The 25,328-nt window shown below is 73.2% G+C and carries 25 protein-coding genes; 9 read left to right on the top strand and 16 right to left on the bottom strand.

Annotated elements, in window-relative coordinates; translation table 11 throughout:
- Positions 1-3 precede the first annotated feature (3 nt).
- Entirely contained in the window at positions 4-798 is a 795-nt protein-coding gene (locus AB0O15_RS33095) for a helix-turn-helix transcriptional regulator (RefSeq protein WP_364326757.1), read from the top strand.
- Here AB0O15_RS33095 and AB0O15_RS33090 read toward each other — a convergent pair.
- Positions 795-1,598 (bottom strand): DNA-formamidopyrimidine glycosylase family protein, encoded by an 804-nt coding sequence (locus AB0O15_RS33090; RefSeq protein WP_364326754.1) that lies wholly within the window; start codon positions 1,596-1,598, stop codon positions 795-797. The genes AB0O15_RS33095 and AB0O15_RS33090 overlap by 4 nt on opposite strands.
- Positions 1,599-1,722: 124 nt before the next feature.
- Between AB0O15_RS33090 and AB0O15_RS33085 the strand changes: the two genes are divergently transcribed.
- Positions 1,723-2,370 carry an NAD(P)H-binding protein gene (locus AB0O15_RS33085; protein WP_364326752.1) on the top strand — a complete coding sequence of 216 codons (648 nt, stop codon included), beginning with the start codon at positions 1,723-1,725 and terminating at the stop codon, positions 2,368-2,370.
- A gap of 46 nt (positions 2,371-2,416) precedes the next feature.
- Positions 2,417-4,207, top strand: coding sequence for an ATP-binding protein (locus tag AB0O15_RS33080; RefSeq protein ID WP_364326749.1), 1,791 nt, complete (start codon positions 2,417-2,419; stop codon positions 4,205-4,207).
- A 7-nt stretch (positions 4,208-4,214) separates the two neighbouring features.
- Here AB0O15_RS33080 and AB0O15_RS33075 read toward each other — a convergent pair whose 3' ends face one another.
- The 7 genes from AB0O15_RS33075 to AB0O15_RS33045 are packed head-to-tail and all read right to left on the bottom strand — an operon-like array spanning position 4,215 to position 9,229.
- Positions 4,215-5,219 carry a HAMP domain-containing sensor histidine kinase gene (locus AB0O15_RS33075; protein ID WP_364326746.1) on the bottom strand — a complete coding sequence of 335 codons (1,005 nt, stop codon included), beginning with the start codon at positions 5,217-5,219 and terminating at the stop codon, positions 4,215-4,217.
- On the bottom strand, positions 5,219-5,932 hold the full coding sequence (locus tag AB0O15_RS33070; RefSeq protein WP_364326743.1) for a response regulator transcription factor: 714 nt from the start codon (positions 5,930-5,932) through the stop codon (positions 5,219-5,221). The genes AB0O15_RS33075 and AB0O15_RS33070 overlap by 1 nt, the downstream gene beginning before the upstream one ends.
- On the bottom strand, positions 5,925-6,161 hold the full coding sequence (locus tag AB0O15_RS33065) for a hypothetical protein (RefSeq protein WP_364326740.1): 237 nt from the start codon (positions 6,159-6,161) through the stop codon (positions 5,925-5,927). Before AB0O15_RS33065 ends, AB0O15_RS33070 begins: the two co-directional genes overlap by 8 nt.
- Complete coding sequence (locus AB0O15_RS33060) at positions 6,158-7,345, bottom strand: molybdopterin-dependent oxidoreductase (RefSeq protein ID WP_364326738.1); 1,188 nt, start codon at positions 7,343-7,345, stop codon at positions 6,158-6,160. Before AB0O15_RS33060 ends, AB0O15_RS33065 begins: the two co-directional genes overlap by 4 nt.
- Entirely contained in the window at positions 7,318-7,962 is a 645-nt protein-coding gene (locus AB0O15_RS33055) for a methyltransferase domain-containing protein (protein WP_364326735.1), read from the bottom strand. The genes AB0O15_RS33060 and AB0O15_RS33055 overlap by 28 nt, the downstream gene beginning before the upstream one ends.
- Positions 7,959-8,573 carry a TIGR04282 family arsenosugar biosynthesis glycosyltransferase gene (locus AB0O15_RS33050; protein ID WP_364326732.1) on the bottom strand — a complete coding sequence of 205 codons (615 nt, stop codon included), beginning with the start codon at positions 8,571-8,573 and terminating at the stop codon, positions 7,959-7,961. Before AB0O15_RS33050 ends, AB0O15_RS33055 begins: the two co-directional genes overlap by 4 nt.
- Positions 8,570-9,229 (bottom strand): glycosyltransferase family 2 protein, encoded by a 660-nt coding sequence (locus AB0O15_RS33045; RefSeq protein WP_364326729.1) that lies wholly within the window; start codon positions 9,227-9,229, stop codon positions 8,570-8,572. Before AB0O15_RS33045 ends, AB0O15_RS33050 begins: the two co-directional genes overlap by 4 nt.
- 112 nt (positions 9,230-9,341) lie before the next feature.
- Here AB0O15_RS33045 and AB0O15_RS33040 point away from each other — a divergent pair, with 112 nt between their 5' ends.
- From AB0O15_RS33040 to AB0O15_RS33025, 4 genes are all read left to right on the top strand, one after another.
- Positions 9,342-10,385, top strand: a complete 1,044-nt coding sequence (locus tag AB0O15_RS33040) for an NAD-dependent epimerase/dehydratase family protein (protein ID WP_364326726.1) — start codon at positions 9,342-9,344, stop codon at positions 10,383-10,385.
- On the top strand, positions 10,382-11,860 hold the full coding sequence (locus AB0O15_RS33035; RefSeq protein WP_364326723.1) for a hypothetical protein: 1,479 nt from the start codon (positions 10,382-10,384) through the stop codon (positions 11,858-11,860). Before AB0O15_RS33040 ends, AB0O15_RS33035 begins: the two co-directional genes overlap by 4 nt.
- 154 nt (positions 11,861-12,014) lie before the next feature.
- Positions 12,015-13,028: an RNA polymerase subunit sigma-70 gene (locus AB0O15_RS33030; RefSeq protein WP_364326720.1), complete on the top strand. Its 1,014-nt coding sequence runs from the start codon at positions 12,015-12,017 to the stop codon at positions 13,026-13,028.
- 31 nt (positions 13,029-13,059) lie between these two features.
- Complete coding sequence (locus AB0O15_RS33025; protein ID WP_364326717.1) at positions 13,060-13,761, top strand: SDR family oxidoreductase; 702 nt, start codon at positions 13,060-13,062, stop codon at positions 13,759-13,761.
- On the opposite strand, the gene AB0O15_RS33020 is transcribed toward AB0O15_RS33025, so the two are convergent.
- Entirely contained in the window at positions 13,747-14,646 is a 900-nt protein-coding gene (locus AB0O15_RS33020) for a nucleoside hydrolase (protein ID WP_364326714.1), read from the bottom strand. The genes AB0O15_RS33025 and AB0O15_RS33020 overlap by 15 nt on opposite strands.
- Positions 14,647-14,742: 96 nt before the next feature.
- Positions 14,743-15,387, bottom strand: a complete 645-nt coding sequence (locus AB0O15_RS33015; RefSeq protein ID WP_364326711.1) for a TetR/AcrR family transcriptional regulator — start codon at positions 15,385-15,387, stop codon at positions 14,743-14,745.
- Positions 15,388-15,554: 167 nt separating this feature from the next.
- On the opposite strand from AB0O15_RS33015, the gene AB0O15_RS33010 reads away from it, so the two are divergent.
- A complete protein-coding gene (locus tag AB0O15_RS33010) occupies positions 15,555-16,706 on the top strand; it encodes a beta-ketoacyl synthase N-terminal-like domain-containing protein (protein WP_364326708.1) in 1,152 nt (383 codons plus the stop codon).
- A gap of 108 nt (positions 16,707-16,814) precedes the next feature.
- Here AB0O15_RS33010 and AB0O15_RS33005 read toward each other — a convergent pair whose 3' ends face one another.
- From AB0O15_RS33005 to AB0O15_RS32995, 3 genes are all read right to left on the bottom strand, one after another.
- Positions 16,815-16,970, bottom strand: coding sequence for a hypothetical protein (locus AB0O15_RS33005; RefSeq protein WP_364326705.1), 156 nt, complete (start codon positions 16,968-16,970; stop codon positions 16,815-16,817).
- Positions 16,971-17,111: 141 nt separating this feature from the next.
- A complete protein-coding gene (locus AB0O15_RS33000; protein WP_364326703.1) occupies positions 17,112-17,669 on the bottom strand; it encodes a hypothetical protein in 558 nt (185 codons plus the stop codon).
- Positions 17,670-17,756: 87 nt separating this feature from the next.
- Entirely contained in the window at positions 17,757-18,581 is an 825-nt protein-coding gene (locus AB0O15_RS32995) for an SAM-dependent methyltransferase (protein ID WP_364326701.1), read from the bottom strand.
- Positions 18,582-18,842: 261 nt separating this feature from the next.
- Between AB0O15_RS32995 and AB0O15_RS32990 the strand changes: the two genes are divergently transcribed.
- A complete protein-coding gene (locus AB0O15_RS32990; RefSeq protein WP_364326698.1) occupies positions 18,843-20,417 on the top strand; it encodes a DHA2 family efflux MFS transporter permease subunit in 1,575 nt (524 codons plus the stop codon).
- Positions 20,418-20,448: 31 nt separating this feature from the next.
- Here AB0O15_RS32990 and AB0O15_RS32985 read toward each other — a convergent pair whose 3' ends face one another.
- The 3 genes from AB0O15_RS32985 to AB0O15_RS32975 are packed head-to-tail and all read right to left on the bottom strand — an operon-like array spanning position 20,449 to position 25,171.
- Complete coding sequence (locus AB0O15_RS32985) at positions 20,449-20,733, bottom strand: hypothetical protein (RefSeq protein WP_364326695.1); 285 nt, start codon at positions 20,731-20,733, stop codon at positions 20,449-20,451.
- A 44-nt stretch (positions 20,734-20,777) separates the two neighbouring features.
- Positions 20,778-21,074 (bottom strand): STAS domain-containing protein, encoded by a 297-nt coding sequence (locus tag AB0O15_RS32980; protein ID WP_364326692.1) that lies wholly within the window; start codon positions 21,072-21,074, stop codon positions 20,778-20,780.
- Positions 21,071-25,171, bottom strand: a complete 4,101-nt coding sequence (locus tag AB0O15_RS32975) for a SpoIIE family protein phosphatase (RefSeq protein WP_364326689.1) — start codon at positions 25,169-25,171, stop codon at positions 21,071-21,073. The genes AB0O15_RS32980 and AB0O15_RS32975 overlap by 4 nt, the downstream gene beginning before the upstream one ends.
- Positions 25,172-25,328 lie beyond the last annotated feature (157 nt).

Genomic DNA, 25,328 nt, shown 5'->3' with positions numbered 1-25,328 from the left:
CGGGTGCCAGAGGACGACTTCGGGAGCGCGCTCCGAGAGCTGCGGGCGCGGGTCTCGCCCGAGTCCGCCGGGATCCCGGCCTCGCCGCCTCGTCACCGCCGGGTGCCCGGCCTGCGCCGCGCCGAGCTGGCCGGCCGGGCCGGTGTCTCCGAGGAACACCTCAAACGGATGGAGCAGGGCCGCCGCCGGCCGTCACCGAGCGTGGTCGACGCGCTCGCCGGGGCTCTGCGGCTCAGCGCCGGCCAGCACGAACACCTGCGTACGCTCGCCGGGTACGCCCCACCGCCGGCCCGGGCCGGCCTGGTGCCACGCGAGATCACCCCGGCGGCGAGGCGGATGCTCGACCGGCTGACCGAGGTGCCGGCCTGTGTCTGCGACGCGACCTGGTCGGTGCTGGCCGGCAACGAGCGCTGGAACGCGTACGCCTGCCCCTCGCGGTCGGCGCACGGCCGGGACCGGAACATGGCCTGGCGGGTCTTCACCGAGGCGGAGACCGATGTCTTCCGTACGCCCGGCCACCTCGCCGCCGTCCGCGCCTCGATGGTGGCCGGGCTGCGCGCCGCCGCCCACCGTTATCCCGCCGACCCCGAGCTCCGCGCGCTGATCGCCGACCTCCGCGCGCTCGGCGACGGGTTCGTCCGGCTCTGGGAGGACCCGGCCGCCCACCCGGACGGCCTCGACCGGCTGCTGGTCCCGGACGGCCGGGGCGGGCGTACCTCGTTCGACAAGGACGTGTTGACCCTCACGCCGGGAGACCTGCGGGTGGTCGTCTTCACGCAGCCCGCGACCGCGGCCTAACGGGCCTGTTCCACGCTGCACCACCAGCTCGTACGCCCACCGACCTTGCTCATCGCCATCGGCGCGCCGTCGCGCGGGCAGTGGCCGCCCGCGACCCGGAACGGGATCACCTCGAGCGTGTGCACCCCGCCCTCCTTGATCGCCGACCGCACGGCCCGGCGCGTCGCCCGCAGCAGGCGATCGATGTCGTCGCTGGCGAGCCGGTCGACGCGGCGGCCGGGGTTGATCCGCGCCGACCACAGGATCTGGTCGGCCAGCAGGTTGCCGATGCCGGCGACCGCGCCCTGGTCGAGCAGCCGCGCCTTGACCGGGGCGGTGCCGCCCGCGAGCGCCGCCCGGAACTGGCCCGGTGTCATCGTCGCCGCGTCCGGGCCCAGGGCCTCCACCGGCGGGTCCAGCCGGACACGGCCGAGCCGGCGGGGGTCGACCAGCATCAGGCGCCCACCGTCGGCGAAGCTCAAGGAGAAGCGGGACCACCGGTAGTCGCCGGCCCGGCGGCGGCCCTCCCAGTAGTCGCCGCCGTCGATCTCGCTGCCGTCCGGGTCGGCGATCACGATCTTGCCGGACATGCCGAGGTGAATGCCCAGCTCGGGGCCGTCGTCGCTGGTGTCGCACCACATGCTCTTGCCCCGGCGATGGGCCACCACCAGCTCCAGGCCGACCAGCGCGTCCCTGATCTGGCCGGGAAGATGAGGGCGGCAGACGTACGGGTCGGAGTCGTCCACGTCGACGATCTTGCGACCGAGGCCGGCCCGTTCGATGACCGCGCGGGCCGACTCGACCTCCGGCAGCTCCGGCATGTTTCCTCCCGACCGACAGGTGCTCGCCCCCCGGCATGGTTACCTCAAAGTGCCTTCTTCCCGACGGAAACCTGCTCTCCTACGGTAATCAAGAACCTTGAACGCCTCGAGAGAAGAGCAACCCATGTCCCGCATCACCGTCATCGGCGGCACCGGGTACGCCGGATCGGCCATCGTCGCGGAGGCCGCCGCCCGTGGTCACGACGTCACCGTGCTGAGCCGCTCGCTTCCGGCCGAGGGCGTCCCGGGCGTGACCTACGTCCAGGGCGACGCCGCGGACGAGGCGGCGCTGTCCTCGGTCATCTCCGGTGCGGAGGTCGTGGTGGGCGCCCTCGCGCCGCGCGGCCCGCTCGCCGAGTCCTTCCGCGACGTGTACCGCTCGATCGCGCGGCTGGCCGACACCAACGGGGCGCGGCTGTACCTGGTCGGCGGCTTCTCGTCGCTGCGCCCGGCGGCCGGGGCCCCGCGGTTCGTGACCGACCTCAGCCACGCGCCGGCCGAGTTCCACCACGAGATCCGCGCCGGGGCGGCCGTCGTCATCGAGGATCTCCCGGCCACGCCGGAGTCGCTCAACTGGGTGTTCGTGAGCCCGGCCGGCGGGTTCGGCTCGTACGCGCCCGGCGAGCGGCGGGGCGAGTACCGGCTCGGCGGCGACATCGCCGTTCAGCCCGACGGCGGCGGGGAGATCTCCGGTGTGGACTACGCGCTCGGGTTCGTCGATCTGATCGAGAAGGGCGACCACCACCGGGCGCACGTCAACCTCGCGTACTGAGTCGAATCGGTGCGGCCCGCGCGGCCGCGGGCGTAGCGTCTAGGTGGTGATCAGGCGTGGGCTCCCTGCCGCGCCGGGACGCCGGCGCTCCGCGTGGCTGCTGTTGTCGGTGGTCACGCTGGGATTGTGCGGGACGCTGCTGGCCGCGGCCGCGCTGCTGCACGCGGAGCGCGAGCGGGTCACCCGCGCCCTGGCGCTGCAGGCGGCCCTGGTGCAGACCCTGGTCACCGGGGAGATCCGCCGGTACACCGGGTTCCTGTCCGACCTCGCCGCGGCGCTGGGCGCCCAGTCCCGGCTCGAGGCGCCCGAGTTCGCCGCGATGACCGCGCAGGTGGACCGGGAGCGGCTGCCCGGCGCGTCCGCGCTGAGCATGGTCGTGCCGGCGTCGCTGGACCGCATCCCGCAGGTGCAGGCCTACTGGCGGGCGCGGGGCGTGACCGGGCTGACGCTGCGGCCGAACGGCGCCGCCGACGAACACCGCTTCGTCGTGCTCAGCCGCACCCTGGACGGCACGGGCTCGGCGGTGGGGCGCGACCTGACCGCGTCGGGTGAGGCGTCCGAGGCGCTCCGGCAGGCCCGCGACACGGGTACGGTGACCGCGAGCCGCACCTACCGGCTGTTGCGCGACGCGTTGCTGCCGGTCGAGGACCAGCAGTTGTCGTTCCTGTTCGCCGCTCCGATCCGGGCCACCTCACCCGAGGCCGCGGACGTCGGCGAGTTCCGCGGCTGGCTGGTCATGGGCCTGCGGGGTGAGGATTTCCTGCGGCAGACGATCGGGCTCGCCGCCGGTGACGGGGTGGCCGTGACGCTGTCCGACGGCACGGCCGGCGATGTCGTCCCGGTCGCCGGGTGGCGGCCCGCCGTCCGGCTCGACACCACGACCCCGGCGCTCGTGGTCACCGTTCCCGCGGCCCAGCGGGCCTGGCAGCTCGCGGTGGCGCCGACCGTGCGGCTGCTGCCCGGCGGCCGGCACAGCAGCGTGCTCGCCCTGCTGATCGGGGGCACGCTGACCGCGTTGCTGGCGGTCCTCATCCGTACGGTGCTGACGTCCCGCGACCGCGCGGTCCGCCAGGTCGAGGTGGCCACGGCGGCGCTGCGTGAGGACATCGCCCGCCGGGAGGCGGTCGAGGCCCAGCTGCGGCACCGCGAGATCGAGCTGAAGGGCTTCGCCGGGGTGGTCGCCCACGACCTGCGCAATCCGCTGGCCCGGGTCATCGGGTACGCCGACGTGCTGCGCGAACACGTCGCCACGATGCCGCCGGAGCAGGGGATGTTCCTGGACCGGTTGCAGGCCGGCACGAGTCAGATGCAGCAGTTGATCGACGACCTGCTCGACTACGCCACCGCCGACAACCGGGTCCTGGAGCCGGTCCGGGTCGACCTCGACGAGCTCGTCGCCGCGGTCCTGCACGACCGCGTCGGCCCGGGACCGGGGCCGCGGCCGACGGTCGTGCTGGGCGCCTTGCCGGTGGTCGAGGGTGATCCCACGCTGCTGCGGCAGGTGTTCGACAACCTGATCGGCAACGCGCTCAAGTACACCCGGAGCGGCGAGGCGGCCCAGGTCGAGATCGACGCGATGCCGGCCGGCGACGACGGCTGGCGGATCGAGGTCCGCGACCGTGGCATCGGCATCCCGCCGGATCAGCGGGCGGCCGTGTTCGACGCTTTCGTCCGCGCGCCGGGCGGCCGCCCGTACCCGGGAACCGGTCTTGGTCTGGCCATCGTGGCGCGCATCATCGAGCGGCACGGCGGCCGGATCGACATCGAGGACAACCCGGGCGGCGGCAGTCTCTTCTGGTTCACCCTCAAGCAGCGGGTCCGCGAGGTCGTGGCGTAAGCGCAGGTCAGGCCGCGGGGAGGCGGACCTCGAACCGGCAGCCGCCGGTCACGTTGCGGACGCCGACGCGGCCGCCGTGGGCCTCGACCAGGCCGCGCACGATGGCCAGGCCGAGCCCGCCGCCCGCGCCGGACGGGGTGCGGGCCCGCTCGCCCCGGAACGCGACGTCGAACACCCGGCCCAGGTCGTCGGCCGGGATGCCGCCGCAGGTGTCGGAGACGGCCAGCCACACGTCGCCGCGGTCGTGCCCGGCCGCGATGTGCACGGTGCCGTCGGCCGGCGTGTAGCGGACCGAGTTGATCAGCAGGTTGCGGACCACCCGGGCCAGTTCCGGTTCGCCGGCGCGCACCACGGGCCAGCCCGTCTCGGGGGCGAGCACGGTGATCCGGCGGCTGGCGGCCAGCGGCGCCACCCCGGCGATCGCGTCGGACACCACGTCGTGCAGCGGCACCGAGGTCGGCACCAGGCGCAGGGCGCCCGCGTTGATCCGGGACAGCTCGAACAGGTCGTCGACGAGCTGGGTCATCCGGTCGGTCTCGACCCGGATCCGCCGGTGGTAGTCGGCGGCGGTCACCGGGTCGGCCACCACGCCGTCCTCCAGGGCCTCGGCCATCGCGCGCAGGCCGGCCAGCGGCGTACGCAGATCATGCGAGACCCAGGCGACCAGCTCGCGCCGCCCCGCCTCGAGCGAGCGCTCGCGTTGCCGCGCCGCCCGCGCCCACACCGCGGCGGCGGCCAGCCGCCGCCCGAACAACCCGCCGACGAGCAGGCTCACCACCGCCGACGCGGCCACCGTGACCAGCACGACGTTCAGGTCGTGCCCGGACAGGAACATCGCGAACGCGACCGCGCCCACCCCGGCCACGACGGCGAGCACGGTCACCGCGAGCAGCACCATGATGTGCACCAGGATCGACCGGCCCCGCAGCAGCCGCAGGACGACCGCGCCCAGCCCGGCCACCACCGCGCCGGCCAGCAGCGCGTAGAGGCCGATCAGCAGCATGTCGGACATCAGCGCACCGACTCGTAGCGGTAGCCGACGCCCCACACGGTGAGGATGCGGCTCGGCGCGGCCGGATCGGTCTCGATCTTCTCCCGCAGCCGCCGCACGTGCACCGTGACCGTCGACTGGTCGCCGAACTGCCAGCCCCACACCTTGCCCAGCAGGTCGGTGCGGGACCAGGCCCGGCCCGGGTTGCGCAGCAGGAACGCCAGCAGGTCGAACTCGCGGCCGGTCAGCGCGAGCGGCGCGCCGGCCAGCGTCGCGGTCCGCCGGGCGGTGTCCGCGGTCAGGTCGCCGTCGGCCAGCATGGCCGGCCCGTCCGGGTCCTCGACCGGCGCGGCGGTGCGGCGCAGCACCGACCGGATGCGCAGGACCAGCTCGCGCGGCGAGAACGGCTTGGTCACGTAGTCGTCGGCGCCGACCTCGAGCCCGAGCACCCGGTCGGCCTCCTCGCCGAGCGCGGTCAGCATCACCACCGGCAGGTCGGGGTGTTGCCGGCGCACCCGGCGGCACACCTCGATGCCGTCGATCCCGGGCATCATCAGGTCGAGCACCACGAGGTCGGGCCGGCGGGTGGCGATGGCGGCCAGCCCGTCGGCCCCGTCGCCGGCCAGCGTCACGTCGTAGCCGGCCTGTTCGAGGTAGCGGCGCACGACGTCGCTGACCGTGCGGTCGTCATCGACCACCAGCACCTGATGTCCCACGCCGGACAGGCTACCCATCGCCGCCCGATTCAGGGCTTTCCGAAGTCTTACGGTTGCGGACACGCGCCACCACCGTGGTCACCGCGAGCAGGATCGGCATCCACACCCCGTCGTGCAGGACCAGCACGGCGGCGAGGAAGATCACCACCCCGGCCAGGCGGATGTCCGGGTCGGTGAGCAGGCCCAGCGCGGCGAAGGCCAGGACGGCCACCCCGGCCAGGACGAGCAGGGTACGCCCGCGGGTCACGACTCCTCCCGTACGGTGATCCGCCCGACCCACTTGGTCTGCAGCACCCCGGGCCGGTTGGGGGCGATGAGCCGGGCCGGATAGCCGTGGTCGGCGTGCAGCAGGTCGCCCCGCAGCCGCAGCGCGATCAGGGTCAGCGGGTCACGGACGTGTTCGGACGCCACCGTCGACACCCGGTAGCGGCCGCCGGCCTGCAGCGACTCGACCTCGGCGACGGCGTGCTCGGGGTCGGCGCCGGCCAGGGCGACGAGGTCACGCAGCCGCACACCGGTCCAGGTCGCGGTCGAGCTCCAGCCCTCGACGCAGGCGATCGGCAGGATCGCGGTGTGCTGCGGCAGGGCGTTCAGCGCGGCCAGGTCGAAGCTGAGCTCGCCGGTGGGTCCGGCCACGATCATCCGGTACGCCGGATCGTGGATCGCCGCGGCCACGCCGGCCGCGGTGGCGGTCTTGTTCACCGGCAGGCCCTGGGGACCCTCGTTCGGGCGGCGGGGCGCGAGCAGCGCGATCGGGGCGAGCGGCCGGACCGTCTGCCCGGCGGTGAACAGCGTGATCAGCCCGGCGGCGGCGCCCACCCCGAGCAGCAGCCGGCGCCGGTCGGGCGACATCCGCTCCGACCGCAGCCGCCTGGTGCCGAGGTGGATCAGCATCGCGCCGATCAGCAGCCAGGCCACCCAGTGGTGCGCGGCGGTGAAGAAGAAGGGCATCAGCGCGTACGTCTGGAAGATGTTGAGAATGCCGCTGACCACCTGGAACAGCGACGCGGCGACGAGCGCGGCGACGGCGCCCCGTTCGGCCGCGTGCCCGACCGTCCGGGCCGGTGGCCAGGTGAACAGGCGCGGGTAGACCGACCACAGCTTGGCCACGAGCAGCGGCGCCGAGGCGAGCCCGGTGATCACGTGCAGGCCCTGGGTGACCTGGTAGAGGCGGATCGGGCGGGACGGCCACCAGAACCAGCCGGGCGGGTGCTGGATGAGGTGGCTGAGCAGGCCGGTGACGAAGCAGACGGCGAACGCGAGGCCCAGCCACATCCCGAGGCGGCTGGTCAGCGCGGTGGACCGGAGCCCGGACGGGAAGGCGCCGGGCCGCCAGGGTCCGCGCCGCCACCGTCCCGGGGGCGCCGGCAGCGGGCTGAGCCAGTACCGCGTCAGCCGGCTGATCACCGCGGCGCGAGAGTGGCGAACCATCGCCCGGCCTCCGTCCAGACCCGCAGCGGGCGAAGCTCGGCCGCCGCGGCCAGGTCACCCACGTCGTTGGCGGCGACCGTGGCCCAGGCCAGCGCGGCCACCTCGCCGCGGTGGGCGACGTGGTGCGCGGTGGCATCGCCGGCCCAGCTCGGGGTGCCCGGCGGCGCCAGCTCCAGGTGCAGCCGGCCGTCGTCGCCGACCAGGTCGCGGCAGCGGCGCAGCAGCCGGGGCGGGTCGCCGCCGATGCCGATGTTGCCGTCGGCGAGCAGCAGGTGCTCCCAGCGGCCGGTGCCGGGCAGCGGGCCGAAGACGTCCCGCCGGACGGCCGTCGCGCCGCGCCGCCGGGCCATCCGCACGGCCGCGGCGCTGACGTCGATGCCGAGGCACGTCCGGCCCGCCGCGGCCAGGGCGGCGGTCAACCGGCCCGGACCGCAGCCCACGTCGAGGGTGGGGCCGGTGCAGGCGGCGAGCAGGCCGGCGTCGCCCGGGATGTCGTCACGGCACCAGAGGGCCGGGTCGAGGATCAGCCCGCCGCCGGGGCCGTGCACCGCGAACGACGCCGGGACCTCGGCCTCGGCCCGGCGGAACACGGCGTCGAAGACCGCGGCGGCGCTCATCGGGCGGCCGCCACGGCCCGGGCGAACCGGCTCCGCGGCGGGCAGCCGCCGGCCACCGCGTACGCGTCGTCGGCGGTGTCGACATCGCGCAGGACGGGAAGCGCCGTGACCCGCAGGCCCTGGCGCCGCAACGCCTCCAGGGTCATCGCGCCGGTCTCCGGGGTCGAGGTCGGTATGTCGCGCAGCACCTCGGCGTACTCCCGGCGCCGCAGGCCGAGCAACCACCAGCCGCCGTCCGCGGCCGGGCCCAGCACCGCGTCGGCCCGGGTCAGCGACCACATCGCCTGGTCCAGCGTGGCGGCCGTCAGCTGCGGGGTGTCCATGCCGATGAGCAGGGCGGGAGCGTCGTGGTCGGCGAAGGCGTTGGCCAGCCGCTCACCCAGCGGCCCGCCGCGCTGCGAGCTGGTCCGCCACCCCGGCGGGGCCGGGTAGAAGCCGTCGACCACCAGGACCCGCTCGGCTGCGGCCGACCCGGTGACCACGTCGAGGGTGTCGGCCAGCGCGGCGGCCGCGAGCCCGGCGGCCTGCTCCGGCGTCCAGGGTGGGCACAGCCGGGTCTTGACCCGGCCCGGCACCGGCGCCTTGGCCATCACCAGAATCCGCACGCTCATCGGGCCAGCACCACGCTCATGTCGCGGACGGCCCGCGCCGTGCCGCGCAGCGTGCCGGTCACCTTCGAGCGGGTGCCCGCGGCGCGCGGATGGTAGTCGACGTCCACCTCGACCACCGGCCAGCCGGCCCGTCCGGCGCTGATCAGCAGCTCCAGCGGGTAGCCGAACCGCCGGTCGCGCAGGCCGAGCGCGAGCAGGTCGGCGCGGCGGGCCGCGCGCATCGGGCCGATGTCGTGCACCGGCAGGCCGGCGGTGCGGCGCAACCGCCAGCTGAGCGCGGCGTTGGCGAGCCGCGCGTGCGCGGGCCAGACCCCGGCCGCCACCGGCCGGCGCCGTCCGACCGCGAGCCGGGCCGTCCCCTGCCGCACCGGGCCGGCGACCCGCGGCAGCTGGGCCGGGTCGAACGAGCCGTCGGCGTCCATCACGCAGACCACCCCGTCGTCCGGGTCGGCGGCCATCGTCCCGGCGTGCACCGCGGCGCCGTAGCCCGGCTCGGCCACCTCGATGACCATCGCGCCGTAGGCCCGGGCCACGTCGGCCGTGCCGTCGGTCGACCCGTTGTCGACCACGATCGGCCGGTAGCCCGGCGGCATCCGGGTCAGCAGGCCGGGCAGGGCACGAGCCTCGTCCCGGCAGGGCAGCACCACATCGCTCATACCGGAAAGCTAGTGACGGCCCGGCCGGAAAGGCCTTACGCGCCGATGACGAACCCTTACCGAACGATGACATCCGGTGAATCGGCCGCCGATCGCTCCTAGGGTCGGCACTATGGTTCATGTGCTCGTGACCGGCGGCGCCGGTTTCATCGGTTCCCATGTCGTCACCGCGTTGCTCGCGGAGGGACACGACGTCACCGTCATCGACTCCGGCAACCCCGCGGCCCACCGCGCGCCGCTGCCGGCCGACGTCGCCGGCGTCCCGGTCCGCCAGGTCGACGTGCGCGATCGCGCGGCGGTGGCGGCGGCGCTGACCGGTGTGGACGCCGTCGTGCACCAGGCGGCCATGGTCGGGCTCGGCGTCGACCTCGACGACCTGCCCGACTACGTCGGCTGCAACGACCTCGGCACGGCCGTGCTGCTGGCCGAGATGGCGCGCGCCGGGGTGCGGCGGCTGGTGCTGGCCAGCTCCATGGTGGTGTACGGCGAGGGCGCGTACACCTGCCCGCGGCACGGCCCGGTGCGCCCGCCGGCCCGCGACCGGTCCGATCTCGACGCCGGCCGGTTCGAGACCGCCTGCCCACGCTGTCATGCCGACCTCGCCTCCGAACAGGTCGACGAGGACGCCCCGCTCGACCCGCGCAGCGTCTACGCGGCCACGAAGGTCGCCCAGGAGCATCTGAGCGCGGCGTGGGCCCGGCAGAGCGGCGGCGCGGTGACCGCCCTGCGCTACCACAACGTGTACGGCCCCGGCATGCCGCGGGACACGCCGTACAGCGGGGTCGCGGCCATCTTCCGCTCCGCGTTGCAGGCCGGGCGCCCGCCCCGGGTCTTCGAGGACGGCGCCCAGCGACGCGACTTCGTGCACGTCCGCGACGTGGCCGCGGCCAACGTGGCGGCGCTGGAGGCCGACCGCCCCGGCTTCCGCGCCTACAACGTGGCGTCCGGCCGGCCCGCCACGATCGGCGCGATGGCCACCGCGCTCGCCACCGCCGCGGGTGGACCGGCGCCGCTGATCACCGGGGAATTCCGCCTCGGCGACGTCCGGCACGTGGTCGCCTCGGCCGACCGGGCCTCGGCCGAGCTCGGCTTCGCGGCGTCGATCGGGCTGGCCGACGGGATGGCCGAGTTCGCCACCGCCCCGCTCCGCGGATGAGGCCGGTCCGGTCACGGGCCGACCTGGCCGTCGCCTCGGGCGCGTTCGGGCTCTTCGCCCTCGCGTCCATCGCGGGCGTTCTGCTCTGGCTGGCCGGGCGCCCGGTGCACGCCAGCACCGCGCCGCTGTTCGCGCACTGGCGGCCCCATCTCGGCCCCGGCACCGTACCCGCGCTGGTGATCGCCGTTCTGGTCTGCCGCTACGGCTTCGAGCTGTCCCGCCGCCTGTCCTGGCGGAAGCTGTGCCTGCTCGCCTACGCCACCGCGGCGGCCTGGATCACCGCCCTGGCCCTGGTCGACGGCTGGCAACGCGGCCTGGCCGGGCGGCTCACCACCAAGTGGGAATACCTGCACGAGGTCCCCGGCGTCACCGACGTCGCGGCCATGCTGCGCGGCTTCACCGGCCGCATCCTCGACTTCCAGCCCGACTCGTGGACCACACACGTGTCCGGCCACCCGCCCGGGGCGCTGCTCGTCTTCCTCGCCCTCGACCGGATCGGCCTGTCCGGCGGCGGCTGGGCCGGCGTCCTCTGCATCCTGGCCGGCGCGGCCACCGCGGTCGCCGTGCCGCACACCGTCCGGCTGCTCGGCACCGAGGACGCGGCCCGGGCGGTCGTGCCGTTCCTCGTGCTGTTCCCCGGCGCCGTGTGGATCGGCGTCTCGGCCGACGGCCTCTTCGCCGGGGTCACCGCCACCGGCCTCGCCCTGCTCGCCGCCGGGGTCCGGCGCCGGTCGCCGCTCCGGCTGGTGGGCGCGGGCCTGCTGCTCGGCGCCGGGTGCTACCTGTCGTACGGGCTGGTGCTGATCGCCCCGATCGCGCTGGCGGTGGTCTGGCTCGGCCGGGCCCGGCTGCGCGACATGGCCTGGGTCACCGCCGGGGCGGTTGTGGTCGTGGCGGCGTTCACCCTGGCCGGCTTCAACTGGCTGACCGGCTACCACCTGGTGGTCGAGCGCTACTACCAGGGGGTGGCCGCGGACCGGGCGTACGCGTACTGGATCTGGGCGAACCTCGCCATCGTCCTGGCCGTCTCCGCGGGCCCGGCCGCAACCGTCATCCTGCGCCGCGCCGTTGTTCTGCTCCGCACACCCGCCGATCTGCTCCGCTCACCCGCCGGTCCGCCCAGCTCATCCGCCCGTCCGCTTCGCTCCCCCGCCGGCCTGTTCCGCTCCCCCGCCCGTGTGCTTCCCGCCGACCTCCCTGATCACGCCGGCCTTCGCGAACACGCCGGCCTTCGCGAACACGCCGGCCTTCGCGAACACGCCGGGCCGCTGCTGACCCTGGCCGCCGCGGCCGCGATCGTCGCCGCCGACCTCTCCGGCTACAGCAAGGCTGAGGTCGAGCGCATCTGGCTGCCCTTCGTCGTCTGGCTGCCCGCCGCGGCCGCCCTCCTGCCGGTCGACCGCCGCCGCACCTGGCTGATCGCCCAGGCGACGGTCGCGCTGCTGGCCAACCACTTGTTACTAACTGGTTGGTAGCAAGCCGGCGCGCCTGCGTTGTCACCAACCAGAGAGCGAGGGCCGGCACCCAGCGAGAGCAGGCACGACGCGAGGGCGGGCACCGACGCGAGGGCCGGCCGGTGCGGATGGGACGGACCTTCAGCCGGAAGGGTGTCCAGTTGGTGACGGGCCGGTGAGTCTCAGCCTCGGCCGGGATCAGTACGGGCCGGAGGTGCACGTGGAACGTAGTGTCGAGATCGTGGCCGACTTCGCCGAGCTGGCCCAGCCCTGGCGGCGGGAGATCGTCGCCCACTGCTACCGGATGCTCGGTTCGGCGGCCGATGCCGAGGACGCCGCCCAGGAGACGTTCCTGCGGGCGTGGCGGGGCTTCGACCGGTTCGAGGGCCGGTCGTCCCCGCGGACCTGGCTGCATCAGATCGCCACGAACGTGTGCCTGCGCCAGCTCGAGCAGCGCGCCCGCCGGGTGTTGCCGGCCGGGCTGGGCGACCCCGAGCCGGACTGGCGCCGTCGAGCCCGGCCGGCCGACGCGGGCACCCCGTGGATCGCGCCGTTCCCGGTGGATCCGGCCGAGGTGGCGGCGACCCGGCAGCAGGTGCGGCTGGCGTTCGTCGCGGCGTTGCACCACCTTCCGGTACGCCAGCGGGCGGCGCTGCTCCTGCGTGACGTCGCCCAGCTCTCCGCGGACGAGGTGGCGGCCGCGCTGGACACCACGACCGTCGCGGTGAACGGCGCCCTGCTGCGCGCCCGCGACCGGATGGCCCGGCTGTCCCCCGATCCGGACGAGCTGAGCGAGCCGGACGACCCTGCGACCCGGGCCCGGCTGCGGCGTTACGTCGAGGCCTTCGAGAACGCCGATGTCGGCGCGCTCACGGCGGTGCTGCGTGAGGACGTGACCCTGGAGATGCCGCCGCACGCCACCTGGTTCGCCGGACGCGGTGCGGTCCTCGGCTTCCTCGGCGCGCATGTGCTGCGCGAGCCGGGCCGCTTCACCGTCCTCGAGGTGCGGCCGGGGGCCAACGGCCAGCCGACGCTCGCGATGTACGCCGGGGCCGAGGCCCACGCGCTGCAGGTGCTCGACCTGGACGCGGGCGGCATCCGGCGGATCCACATCTTCCTGCAACCGGAACTGTTCCCGATCTTCGGGCAGCCGGTGAGTCTGGGCGCCGGGCGGGATCTTCCTGGGTGAACCCGATGCTCTGGAGGAACCGATGACGACAATGACCGGCAGAACTGTAGTGGTGGTCGGCGGCAGCCGCGGCCTGGGACTCGGCGTCGCCGTGGCCGCCCGGGACGCGGGAGCGCACGTGACCGTCGTGGCCCGCGACCTGTCACCGCTCGGAGATCTGGACGGCGATGAGGGCGATGCCACCGACGAGGCCTTCGCCGAGAAGGTGCTGGCCGGCCGGAACCCCGACCTGCTGGTGCTCACGGCCGGGGCGGTCCCGCCGATGGCGCCGCTGAGCGGGCACACCTGGGAGACCTTCTCGGCGCACTGGCACGCCGACGTACGCATCGCCTTCGCCTGGCTGCGGGCGGCCTTGCGCGTGCCGCTCGCGCCGGGTTCGCGGGTGATCGTGTTCGGCAGCGCGGCCGAGCTGCGCGGTTCGCCGCTCAGCGGTGGGTACGCCGGCGCGAAGGCCACCGTCCGGCTGATCACCGGCTACGCCGCGGCCGAGGCGACCGGCATCACGATGACCACGGTGCTGCCGGTCATCACGCCGGGAACCACGGTCGGGGAAACCGCGATCCGGGGGTACGCCGAGAAGTCCGGCTCGACCCCGGAGGCCTTCCGGGCGGCCCTGCCGGCGGCGCCGACCCCGGAGTCCGTGGGCGCCGCCGTTGTCCGCCTCGCCCTCGAACCCGCTGGTTCCCTGGCCGGCGCCTACGTCGTGGACGGCACCGGGTTACAGCCCCGATAGCTTCTGCTGCCGGCCGAAGCGGCGGATCTTGGCGAACATGTCCTCGAGCAGGAACCGGACGTCGACGGCCTCGACGACCCGGATGGGATGCCCGGAACCGGGCAGGTAGTGGCCCTCTCGCCCGAAGCGGGGCGCCGGCACGGTGCGGAACTGGCCGCCGCGCGGATAGAGCATGAGGGCGATGGCGGGCGAGTCGCCCAGCGACCGGGACTCGATCGGTTCCGGGTGGTGGGCGGCGTTCCACTCGACCATCTGCCGGATCAGATAGTCGGCCAGCTCGGAGGTGCCGCCGATCTTCTCCTCGAGCTCGGCGTAGCTCACCGACACCTGCGAGTACACATCGGACGGCACCTGCCACACCGTGATGCCGGAGTCGAAGACCACGTTGGCGGCGGCGATGTCGTTGCTGAGGTTGAACTCGATGCCGGGCGAGGTCTCGACGCCGCCGTGGCCGACGCCGCCGATCCAGATCACCACGACGTCGCGGCCGACGATGGCCGGGTCGAGCAGGATGGCCGAGGCCATGTCGGTCAGCGGGCCGAGGAAGGCGACGTAGAGCTTGTCGTCCGCGGTGGCGAGCTTGCTCTCCTCGATGATCAGGCGTGCGCCGGGGCTGTCCCGCGGCGACGACTCGTCGGTGATACCGGCGGCGGCGCCGTCGGCCACCACGACCTGACCCGCCTGGCCGGTGAGCCCGAGCAGCAGGTCGATCTCGGCCCGGGAGTCCGCCATGCTGTGCTCGCTGCGACGGTCGCCGAAGTGCGCGGCGATCAGCCCTCGTACGTCGAGCGTCGGCGACATCAGCGCGTGCACGATGGCGAACTGGTCGTCGGCCTCGTTCTTGGCGTCGGTGTCCAGGATGACCCGTCGACGGCTGGCGGGCATGGTCGCTCCTCGCGCCGCGCATATCAATTCATAGGTGAATCGAAACGTTATTCGGCGCGTGAGCCCGCCGTCAAGATCGGGTCCGGATGCGGCGAGTCACGAGCGCGAGGTCAGGTGGGCCACGACCAGGTCGCCGATCATCGTGCGCAGGTGGTCGCGCAGGCCCGGGTCGAGCAGGTCGCGGTCGAAGATGGCCCGGAACGTGTACCGGTTGGCGCCTCGGAAGACACAAAAAGCACTGATGACCATGTGTACGTCGAGAGCGTCGAGATCGTCGCGGAAGATCCCGGCGGCCCGGCCGCGGTCGATGATCCGGGTCAGCACATCCAGCGCGGGCGCGGCGAGCACCTCACGGGAACTCGACTGACGCAGGTGCTCGGCGTAGTGGATGTTCTCGATCGCGACCAGCCGCACGAAGTCCTGATGTGACTCGTGGTGGTCGAAGGTCAGCTCGGCCAGCTGGCGCAACGCCTCGACCGGCTCCAGGTCGTCCACGTCGAGCTGCTGCTCCAGCGACCGGATGTGCCGGTACGCCTGCTCCAGGACGGCCAGGTAGAGCCCCTCCTTGCCACCGAAGTAGTAGTAGATCATCCGCTTGGTGGTGCGGGTCTTGGCCGCGATCTCGTCGACCCGGGCGCCGGCGTACCCCTGGTCGGCGAACTCGTGCGTGGCCACGTCGATGATCTCGGCCCGGGTCCGCTCGGCGTCCCGGACCCGTGGTGTGGTGGCGTCCGATGCCATCTGCCGCCCTCCGGTCGTGTCACCGCCGACTGTACGGCCGGACCGCACCGGCGGCGCCGTAGCACCCCTGATGCATGACAGCCACGAAGCACCGGCGGGCTGAGCCGGCCTTTCGACCTCGCTCGAAAGGCTGGCCGCGAGGTGCCGCCCGCACGACGGTTGGGTCCATGATGACGGGGATCCACGGCGTCGGCGCCGTGACCGGCTACGGCTGGGGACGCGAACAACTCTGGGACGGGCTGCTCACCGGGCGGTCGGCCTGCACGCCCAGCCCGGGTTACCGGCCCGGACCGGACGATGCCGGGTACGCCGCCCACGTGCCGGACGGCGGCGACCCCGCCGACGGGCCCAGCCGCTTCGCCCGGGCCATGCGCGCCGCGGCCCGGGAGGCCATCGAGGACGCCAAGGCGAACGGCTGGGTGCCCGGGTTGCGGGTCGGCCTGCTGCACGCCACCGTCCTCGGCGAGGTCGACCTGTGGCGGGACTTCTACACCGTCCGCGACCGCAGGGTCTCCACCCGCGACTACCTGGCCCTGATGCCCTCCACCCCGATGTCGTTGCTGATGCAGGAGTACGGCTTCCGGGGCCCGGCCATGGCCGTCTCGGCGATGTGCGCCTCGGGCAACGCCGGCGTGATCACCGCCAAGGCCTGGATCGACGCGGGCGTGGTGGACGACGTGATCCTCATCGCGACCGACCTGTCCTGCACCCCCGAGACGCTGGAGCACTTCGTCGGGCTCGGGGTCGCGGTCACCGACACGGCGCCGCTGCTGGCGTCCCGGCCGTTCCAGGCCGGCAGCCGCGGCTTCGTCATGGGCGAGGCCTCGGTCGCCTTCGTCCTGTCGGCCGGCGACGGCCGCCCGTACGCACGGGTCCACGGCGGCGCCATGACCCACGACGCCTACCACGTCACCTCGATCGAGCCGGGGCTGGACTCGGTCCGGCGCTGCTTCACCGACGCCATCGCCGGCGCCGGTGCCAACGCCGGCGAGGTGCGCTATCTCAACGCGCACGGCCCCGGCACCCGCCAGTGTGACGCCGCCGAGTCGGCGATGCTCGCCTCGCTGTTCCCGCCGGCCGCCCGGGTCTTCTCGGTGAAACCTCTCACCGGGCACTGCCAGGGCGCCGCCTCGGCCGTGGAGATCGCGGTCAGCGCGCTCGCCTACCGCCGCGGCGTCATCCCCGCTCCCCCGGCCGTCGCCGAGGCTCACCCACAGCTACTGGCCGGCGTGCAACCGATCGAGCCGGGCCTGACGGTCAAGTCATCGCTCGGCATGGGCGGCCACAATGCGGTCATCGTGATCGGCCCGCCCGATTGATGCCGGGCGCATCGCTTGACTCCGGGCGCGCATCGCTTCATTCCGGGCGCGCGAAAGGGCGCCCGCTCGAAAGCGGGACGCCCTTTTCACCTTTTCCGAGCGGCCGGGTCAGAACCAGACTTTTCGGCCACCGACCGGACGGCCGACGGCGCCGAGGATCCAGAGCACAGCACCGATGACCAGGAGAATGATGCCGATCGTGTAGAGGATCGACACCTTCAGGAAAATGCCCAGCAGCAAGAGGATGAGGCCCAGAATCAGCATGACTTTGCTCCGTTTCGACGGCGGGCATCTCCCGCAGACGCATCCCTTGTACCCAACCCGTCGAAATACCAATCCGCCTCGATGAACGACTCTTGGCGGGGCCGCGATGACGCCGGGACCGGCGTCATCGCGGGTCGCCGATCACGAGACGGTCTGCTCGCAGGTGGCGGCGAAGGTGTCGTTGCCGCCGTTGCCGATGCAGAGGTCGCTCACCCCGCCGACCGTCTCGGCCTGGCCGGTGCCGCCGTCGAGGTAGTCGCCGCCGTCGCCGCCGCCCTTGACCGTGTCACTGTCCTTCTCGCCGTGCAGGCTGTCGTCGCCGATCTGCCCGTCGAGGTAGTCGTTGCCGTCGCCGCCGTAGATGCGGTCGGCGTCACCGAAGACGGTCGCCGGCGACCCGGAGTCGCCCCAGATGCCGTCCGCGCCGGGGCCGCCGAAGATGAGGTCCTCGCCCTTGCCGCCGTAGACCGTGTCGACGCCGCCGCGGGCGCAGATCGTGTCGTCGCCGGCGCCGCCGTCGATGGTCTCGCCGCTGTCGGTCCCGATGATGACGTCGGCGCCGCCGGTGCCGGTCACGCCGGCCACGGTCGCCGCCAGTCCGTTACAGGTGACCGTGGCCGAGGCCGGGGCGGGCGCCGTCAGGGTCGCGGCCGTGGTCGCGATGATCGCCGCGGCCACCATGATGATTCGTCGTCCCATGAGTCAGTCCTCCGCTACTGCCGCCGCCCGGGTGGCGGTGGCGGTAGTCAGAGTCGGCGCGTTCGTCAGCGCCGCCTCACGGTGGCGTCAGGGTTTGCGGGCGACGCCGCCGATCATGCTGTAGTACGTGTCCTTCTGGTCGACCGGCGCCTCGTCGCCGGGGCGCCACTCGACCGGCGGCACCAGGCCCGGCTCGACCATCTCGAAGTCGCCGAAGTACGCCTGGATCTCGTCGCGGCGCCGCCACCGGCCGGTGCCCATGGTCGTGTTGAACACGTGCTCGGCCTCGCGCACCTTCTCGGAGATCTCCGGGTGCTCGTCGGCCGGGTCCCAGAAGTGGATCAGGGCCAGGTGACTGCCCGCGGGCAGCGCGTCGCGCAGCGTGGCGGCGATCCGGCCCGGGTCCTCGGTGTCGTGCACGTGGTGCAGGATCGACAGCAGCAGCAGGCCGATCGGCTCGGTGAAGTCGAGGCACTGGCGGACCACGGGGTGTTCGAGGACCTTCTCGGGCGTGCGGATGTCGGCCTCGATGACCGTGGTGTTCGGCTCGTCCGCGAGCAGCGCGCGGCCGTGCACGAGAACCATCGGGTCGTTGTCCACATAGACCACGTGGGCGGTCGGATCGACCTCGTAGGCGACCTGGTGCACGTTGGTCTGGGTGGGCAGCCCCGAGCCGATGTCGAGGAACTGGCGGATGCCGGCCTCGGCGGCCAGATAGCGCACCGCGCGGCGCAGGAACGCCCGGCAGGCGCGGCCGGCCTCCTGCGCGTCGGGCATGATGGCCAGCGCCTGCTGGGCCGCCATCCGGTCGACCGCGAAGTGGTCCTTGCCACCGACCATGAAGTCGTAGACGCGGGCGACGCTGGGCCTCGTGACGTCGATTCCCGCAGGCGCGAACTCGTTGTCGGTCACGTCGGCGCCCTCCCGTGGATCTCCGTACGGCCGACCGAATTGTAGGGGATTTTGTCGATGTCTTCCGTCCGCGGCGGCGGCCGGACGTGTTGATCGTCACGCTCGAAGGCGGGGCGACGAGTAACAAACCCAGTTCAGACTAGGTTTCGGGCCGGTGCGAATTGCGGAAACGGGCTGTCCGCGTTCGCCCGGGATGGCAGCATCATCGCCTGCCCGGGCGGTCTCACCGACCCAAACGTCAGACAGAATCTGGAGCTACCCGTGACCGATCAAGCCGCCGCGCCACCGCAGAAGCTGGACGCCGCCGTGCTGAAGATCGCCGGCGTGGTGGTCCTGGGCGCGATCATGTCGATCCTCGACATCACCGTGGTCAGCGTCGCCCTGCCGACCTTCCAGACCGAGTTCGACGCGACGTACGCGCAGGTCGCCTGGACCATGACCGGCTACACGCTGGCGCTCGCGACGGTGATCCCGCTCAGTGGCTGGGCGGCCGACCGGTTCGGCACCAAGCGGCTCTACATGCTCGCGCTGCTGCTGTTCACCCTCGGGTCGGTGCTCTGCGCGACCGCCGACTCGATCGAGCAGCTCGTCGCCTACCGGGTGCTGCAGGGCCTCGGCGGCGGCATGCTGATGCCGCTCGGCATGACGATCATGACGCGGGCGGCCGGGCCGCAGCGGATCGGCCGGCTGATGGCCGTGCTCGGCATCCCGATGCTGCTGCGCCCGATCGGCGGCCCGATCCTCGGCGGCTGGCTGATCGAGGCGGCGAGCTGGCACTGGGTCTTCCTGATCAACCTGCCGATCGGCATCATCGCGCTGATCTACGCCCAGTTCGCGCTGCCCAAGGACAGCCCGCAGCCGGGCGAGTCGTTCGACTTCCTCGGCATGCTGATGCTCTCGCCGGGCCTCGCCCTGTTCCTGTACGGCGTGTCCTCGCTCCCCGAGACCGGCACGATCACCACGCCCAAGGTGTGGATCACCATGCTGGCCGGGCTGATCCTGCTGGTCAGCTTCGTCCTGTACTCGTTCAAGCCGAAGCACCCGCTGCTCGACCTGCGGCTCTTCCGCAACCGCAACCTGAGCGTCTCGTCCCTGTCGCTGTTCGTGTTCGTGATCGCGTTCATGGGCGCCGGCCTGCTCTTCCCGAGCTACTTCCTGCAGGTCCGCGGTGAGTCCACACTGCACGCCGGTCTGCTGATGGCGCCGCAGGGCATCGGCGCGATGATCACCATGCCGATCGCCGGAACGCTGGCCGACCGCATCCCGGTCGGGCGCACCGTGCCGTTCGCGATGGCGCTCATCGCCGCCGGCTTCTTCACCTTCACCCAGGTCGGCACCGACACGTCCTACCTGCTGCTGTGCGGCTCGCTGTTCGTGATGGGCCTGGGCATGGGCGGCACCATGATGCCGATCATGACCTCGGCGCTGCGGACGCTGACCAGCAACGAGGTGGCTCGCGGCTCGACCCTGGTGAACATCCTGCAGCAGATCGGCGGCTCGATCGGCTCGGCCATCATGTCGGTGGTCCTCACCAGCCGGCTCAACCAGTCCGACCCGATCCCGGGCCTGACCAACCCGCGGACCGGCGAGCCGATCACCGAGGCGGGCGCCGCGATCGCCCACCAGCAGGGCGCGCAGCTGCCGGTGCCGCCGAACATCCTGGAGCGGGGCCTGGCGTTCGTGGCCGACTCGTTCGGCACCACGTTCTGGGTCGGTTTCGCGCTGGTGCTCGCGACGTTCATCCCGATCGCGTTCCTGCCGCGCAAACGGCCGGCCGCGAAGGTGGGCGAGGGCGACGCCGGCAACACCGTCGAGGCGCCAGTGATGATGCACTGACGCCTGCGACGGGTGGGGCTAGGACAACGCCCTAGAACGGAGTGGGGCCGCGGCCGACCAGCGACATCAGGATCTGCGTGGCCAGCAGCTTCCGGACGCCGGTCACCGTGACCTCGCCGATCCGGTCGTAGGGCAGCTCCAGCTCCACCTTCAACTTGTCGCTGGCGTTGCGAAGGTCGGCGCTGGCCTGGTCGGGGCGGAACTTGCCGCCCCAACCGTTGATACCCCTGTTCTGGTTGGTGCTCAGGGAGGCCATGCCGACCACGGTCGTGCCGTCTTCGAGGATCAGCTTGGCCGGGCCGGAGTAGGTCGTCATGGTGAGAACGGTACGCCGATGGGCCAATCCCGGTGGCGCGGAGGTCAGGCGATGGTCGTGATGTCGTCCAGTCCGGCCACCGCGAGCAGCGGCGCGAGCAGTGGGCCGGCCACCAGCCGCAAGCTCTCGACGTGCGGGAACATGGCGGCCAGGCCGGCGCTGTCGAGGTATTCGACCCGGGTCAGGTCGAGCACCAGCGGGCCGTCGGCGGCCTCGCCGCGGGCGTCGGACAACGCCGTACCGAACCGCGCGGCATTGCTCATGTCGATCTCGCCGACGGCGGCGAGGACGACGGCGCCGTCCGGGCCGCGGCCCGTGCTGAACGTCAGTTCGGTGCTCATCCGGAAATCCTCGCCTGCAGGCCGACGACCGTGCCGGCCGCGCTGGTGGTGACGGTTACCTCGGTCATCAACGCTCTCATCAGGATCAGTCCTCGTCCCCGATGCGGGTCGGCGGCCGGCTCGGGTGGTTTCCAGCGGCCACTGTCACTGATGGTGAGGTTGAGGTGGCCGGCTGTTGCCGCGGCCCGCAACCGGATCTGGCCGCGGGTGAGGTGCCGGTGGCCGTGCTCGACCGCGTTGGCACAGGCCTCACCGGCGGCGACGAGCACATTCTGGGCCGTCGTGGGGTCGATGCCGCAGCGGGCGAGCCAGCCCCGCAGCGCCGACCGGACCGGCGCCAGCACCGCCGCCTCGGCCGGAAAGTCGATCTCCAGCGGGCCGGGATGCCGGTAGAGCAGCAGGGCCACGTCGTCGTCGTAGCCGGAAGGCGGGGCCATGCCGGCCATCACCTCGGTGGCGAGCTCCTCCAGAGCCAGGGCGCGCCCCTGCTGGACCGCGGCCGAGACCCGCTCGATGCCGGCGGTCAGCGGCTGCCGGCGGCGTTCGACCAGCCCGTCGGTGTAGAGCAGCAGGGTGGCGCGGGACGGGACGGCGTACTGCGCCTGCGGGCGATCGCCGCGGGAGTTCACCCCGAGCGGGCGGGACCGCCCCTGGTCGAGCAGGTCGGTGCTGCCGTCGGCGTGGGTGACGACGGCCGGCGGGTGACCGGCGCTGGAGTAGGCGAGTTCCCCGGTGGCCGGGTCGAGGACGCCGCAGAACACCGTGGCGCACATGGCGCCGGGAAGCTGGGCGGCGAACCGGTCCAGGGCCGTCAGCGTCTGTGCCGGGTCGGTGTTCTGCAGCAGCAGCGCCCGGCAGGCGCTGCGGAGCTGGCCCATGACGGTGGCCGCCTGCAGGCCGTGGCCGACGCAGTCGCCGACGACGATGCCGATCCGGCCGCCGGTCAGCGTGACCGTGTCGTACCAGTCGCCGCCGACCTTCAGGGGCCGGGTCGCGGGCGCGTAACGCACGGCGAATCCGGCCGGCAGCTGGGCCGGGCCGAGGATGGCCCGTTGCAGGGCGAGCGCCGTCTCGCGTTGCTGATCGATCTGATGTATCCGGCGCAGGCCCTGACCGAGGTGGCCGGCCAGCAGGGCCAGCAGGGTCCGGTCGTGCTCGGTGAACGGCCGGTTCTCGGCCAGCTCGATCCACAGCACCATGGTGCCGCCGGGGTGTTCCAGCGCGATGCCGGCGCCGCCCGGCTCGTCGGCCACCGGGGTGAGCAGCGGACCGTCACGCAGGGCGGTGAGCGTGGCCCGCCGGCTCTCGGGCAGCTCGTCGAAGCCCGGCGGGCTGGGCGAACCGTCGAAGACCACCGCGTGCGCCTCGGTCGCCCGCCACAGCCCCTTCAGCGTGTGCAGCACGCCGTCCAGCGCGTCGGCCAGGCTCTCGGCCTGTGCCAGGCGCACGCTGACCGCCGCCAGGGCGCTCTCGCGCTGGACGGCGTAGTGCTCGGCGGTGACGTCGCGGAAGGTGCCGACGATGACCCGCCGGCCGGTGTCCGGGTCTTCCACCTGGTTGAAGGCGGCCGCGACCCACAGTCGGTGGCCGTCCCGGTGGATCACCGGGATCGTGTACGAGCCGCGGGTCTGGTCGATCAGCTGGGCCAGGGCCGCCTCGACCTGCCGATGACCCTCGGGGTCGGTTTCGGGGTCGGGCCACCACGGCGGCAGCGACGCGTACGGCAGGCCCTCCGGCCCGTACCCGAGGATGTCGGAGAAGGCCGAGTTCATCTCGATGACCGCGCCGCTCTCGTCGCAGACGAAGAACGCCTCCTGGAGCGAGTCGATCAGCGCCGTACGGAACCGGGCGTGGTGGTTGCGCAGGCGGGCGAGTTCGACGTTGGCGCGGACCCGGGCCAGCAGCTCGGCCGAGGAGAACGGCTTGACCAGGTAGTCGTCGGCGCCGGCCTCCAGGCCCTCGATCGACGCCTCCTGCCCGGCCCGGGCCGAGAGCAGCAGCACCGGGGTGCCCGCCGTACGCGGATCAGCCCGCAGGGCCGCGACCAGCGCGAGACCGTCGAGGCGCGGCATCATGACGTCGCTGACGATCAGATCGGGGTTCTGGGTACGGGCGGCCTCCAGCGCGTCGCGCCCGTCGGCGACGCCGTGCACGTGGTGGCCGGCCGAGCGCAGCAGCCGGAGGAGGTAGTCGCGCATGTCGGTGTTGTCGTCGGCGACCAGCACCCGGGCCGGCGTACCCACCGACGGGCCCCGGCCGTCCGCGGCGGCCGTCCCCTCCGGAGCCGACGGGGCGTCCGGCAGCCAGCGCAGGGCCTCCTGGACGTAGGGCTCGGCGACCGAGGGCCCGGTCGCGGCGCCGGCGCCGGTCAGCGACTCGGCCGGGAGGTGCTCGGCGCCGTAGGCCAGCCGGATGGCGAAGGTCGTACCCTCGCCGAGGGGGCTCTCCGCGGTGATCGTGCCGCCGTGCAGTTCGACGAGTTCCTTGACCAGGGCCAGGCCGATGCCGCTGCCCTCGTTGGAGCGGGCCCGGGCGTTCTCGATGCGGTGGAAGCGCTCGAACAGGCGCGGCATCTCGGGTTCGGGCACGCCGACGCCGGTGTCGGTCACGGTGACCAGCGCCCGGTCGCCGGCCGGCCGCACGGCGATGCGCACGCCCCCCTCGAAGGTGAACTTGAGCGCGTTGCTGAGCAGGTTGAGGATGATCCGCTCCCACAGCGCCCGGTCGACGTACACCGGCCGCGGGAGGGGCGGACAGTCGACCTCCAGGGTCAGGCCGGCCCGCTCGATGGCCGACCGGAAGACGCCGGCCAGCTCGGCGGTGGCGGTGGCCAGGTCGACCGGCTCGTACCGGGCCTGCATCCGCCCGGCCTCGATGCGCGAGAACGCGAGCAGGGTGTTGACCAGCTTGCCCAGCCGTAACCCGTTGCGGTGGATGACATCGAGCTCGGCCGCGAGCCGTTCGTCGCCCGGGCCCAGGCGGTTCCGCAGGTCTTCGAGCGGTCCCATGATCAGGGTGAGCGGGGTGCGGAACTCGTGGCTGACGTTGGAGAAGAACGCGGTCTTGGCCCGGTCGAGCTCGGCCAGCTCCTCGGCCCGCCGCTGCTGGGCCTCGTAGCTGCGGGCCGACGCGATGCCGGTGGCGACGTGACCGGCGGCCAGTTCCACGAACCCGCGGTAGCCGTCGTCCAACGCCCGGTAGCGGTTCAGGCCGGCCACCATGAACCCGTACGGCGCGCTCCCCTGTTGCAGCAGCGGCACCAGCAGCGCCTGGGTCGGTGGTTCCGGCAAGTCCCCCCGCGGCAGCTCGGCGAACGCGTCGCCGGTCAGGGCCACCTCGGCCGACTCGCCCCGGGCCAGGGCCGCCACCGGCCACACCGGCGAGTTGGCGCCCAGCACCGCCGGGGCGGCCGGATGACCCGCGCCGAGGCCGGACGAGCCGGCCAGCCGGGCCCCGGGCCCGTCGAAGAGGTAGGTCAGCGTGAACGGCAGATCGCGCGGGTTGCGGGCGAGCTGGGCGCTGGCGAACGCCAGCATCTGCTGTTCGGTCCGCACGACGCTCGGGTCGGAGCCGAGATCGCGCAGGGTGCCCATCCGCCGAGCGCCGATCACCCGCTCGGTCTCCTCGCTGACCACGCACAGAAGCCCGACGAGCGCGCCGTCGTCGTCACGCAACGGGCTGTACGAGAAGGTGTGGTAGCTCTCCTCGCTGTACCCGGAACGTTCCAGGAACAGCAGCAGCGCCTCGTCCCAGGTGGCCTCGCCGGTGGAGAGGACGGTCTCGACGCGGGGGCCGATGTCGGGCCAGATCTCGGCCCACACCTCGCTGGCCGGCCGGCCCAGGGCCCACGGGTACTTGCGGCCCAGGGTGTCGCGCCGGTACGAGGCGTTGCAGAAGAAGGTCAGATCCGGGCCCCAGGCCATCCACATCGGGAACCGGGACGAGAGCAGGATGCTGACCGCGGTCCGCAGGCTCTGGGGCCAGTCCGCCGGTGACCCCAGCGGTGTCGCCTCCCAGGGCACGGTCGCGAGGTCACGGCCGACCTCACCGCCACCGGCGAACACCCCGCTGCCGGGCCGGGGCTCAACCTCGCCCATCGATCGCGCCCTCCCCCGTTCATCAGGCGCGGACGGCCTGGTACGTACCCCGGTCCACACCCTAAGGGCTCGACGATGAATTAGCTGGTCGGCGGTTTTCATGATCGGCTCGTTGGGTTTGGTGTGATGAGTGAGGATGCCTTGGCGGTGAAGTTGG

Source organism: Actinoplanes sp. NPDC089786 (assembly GCF_040684855.1).
Taxonomy (GTDB): Bacteria; Actinomycetota; Actinomycetes; order Mycobacteriales; family Micromonosporaceae; genus Actinoplanes.
Note: the sequence above shows the minus strand (reverse complement) of the source record. Positions and strands in the feature narration are given on the sequence as shown.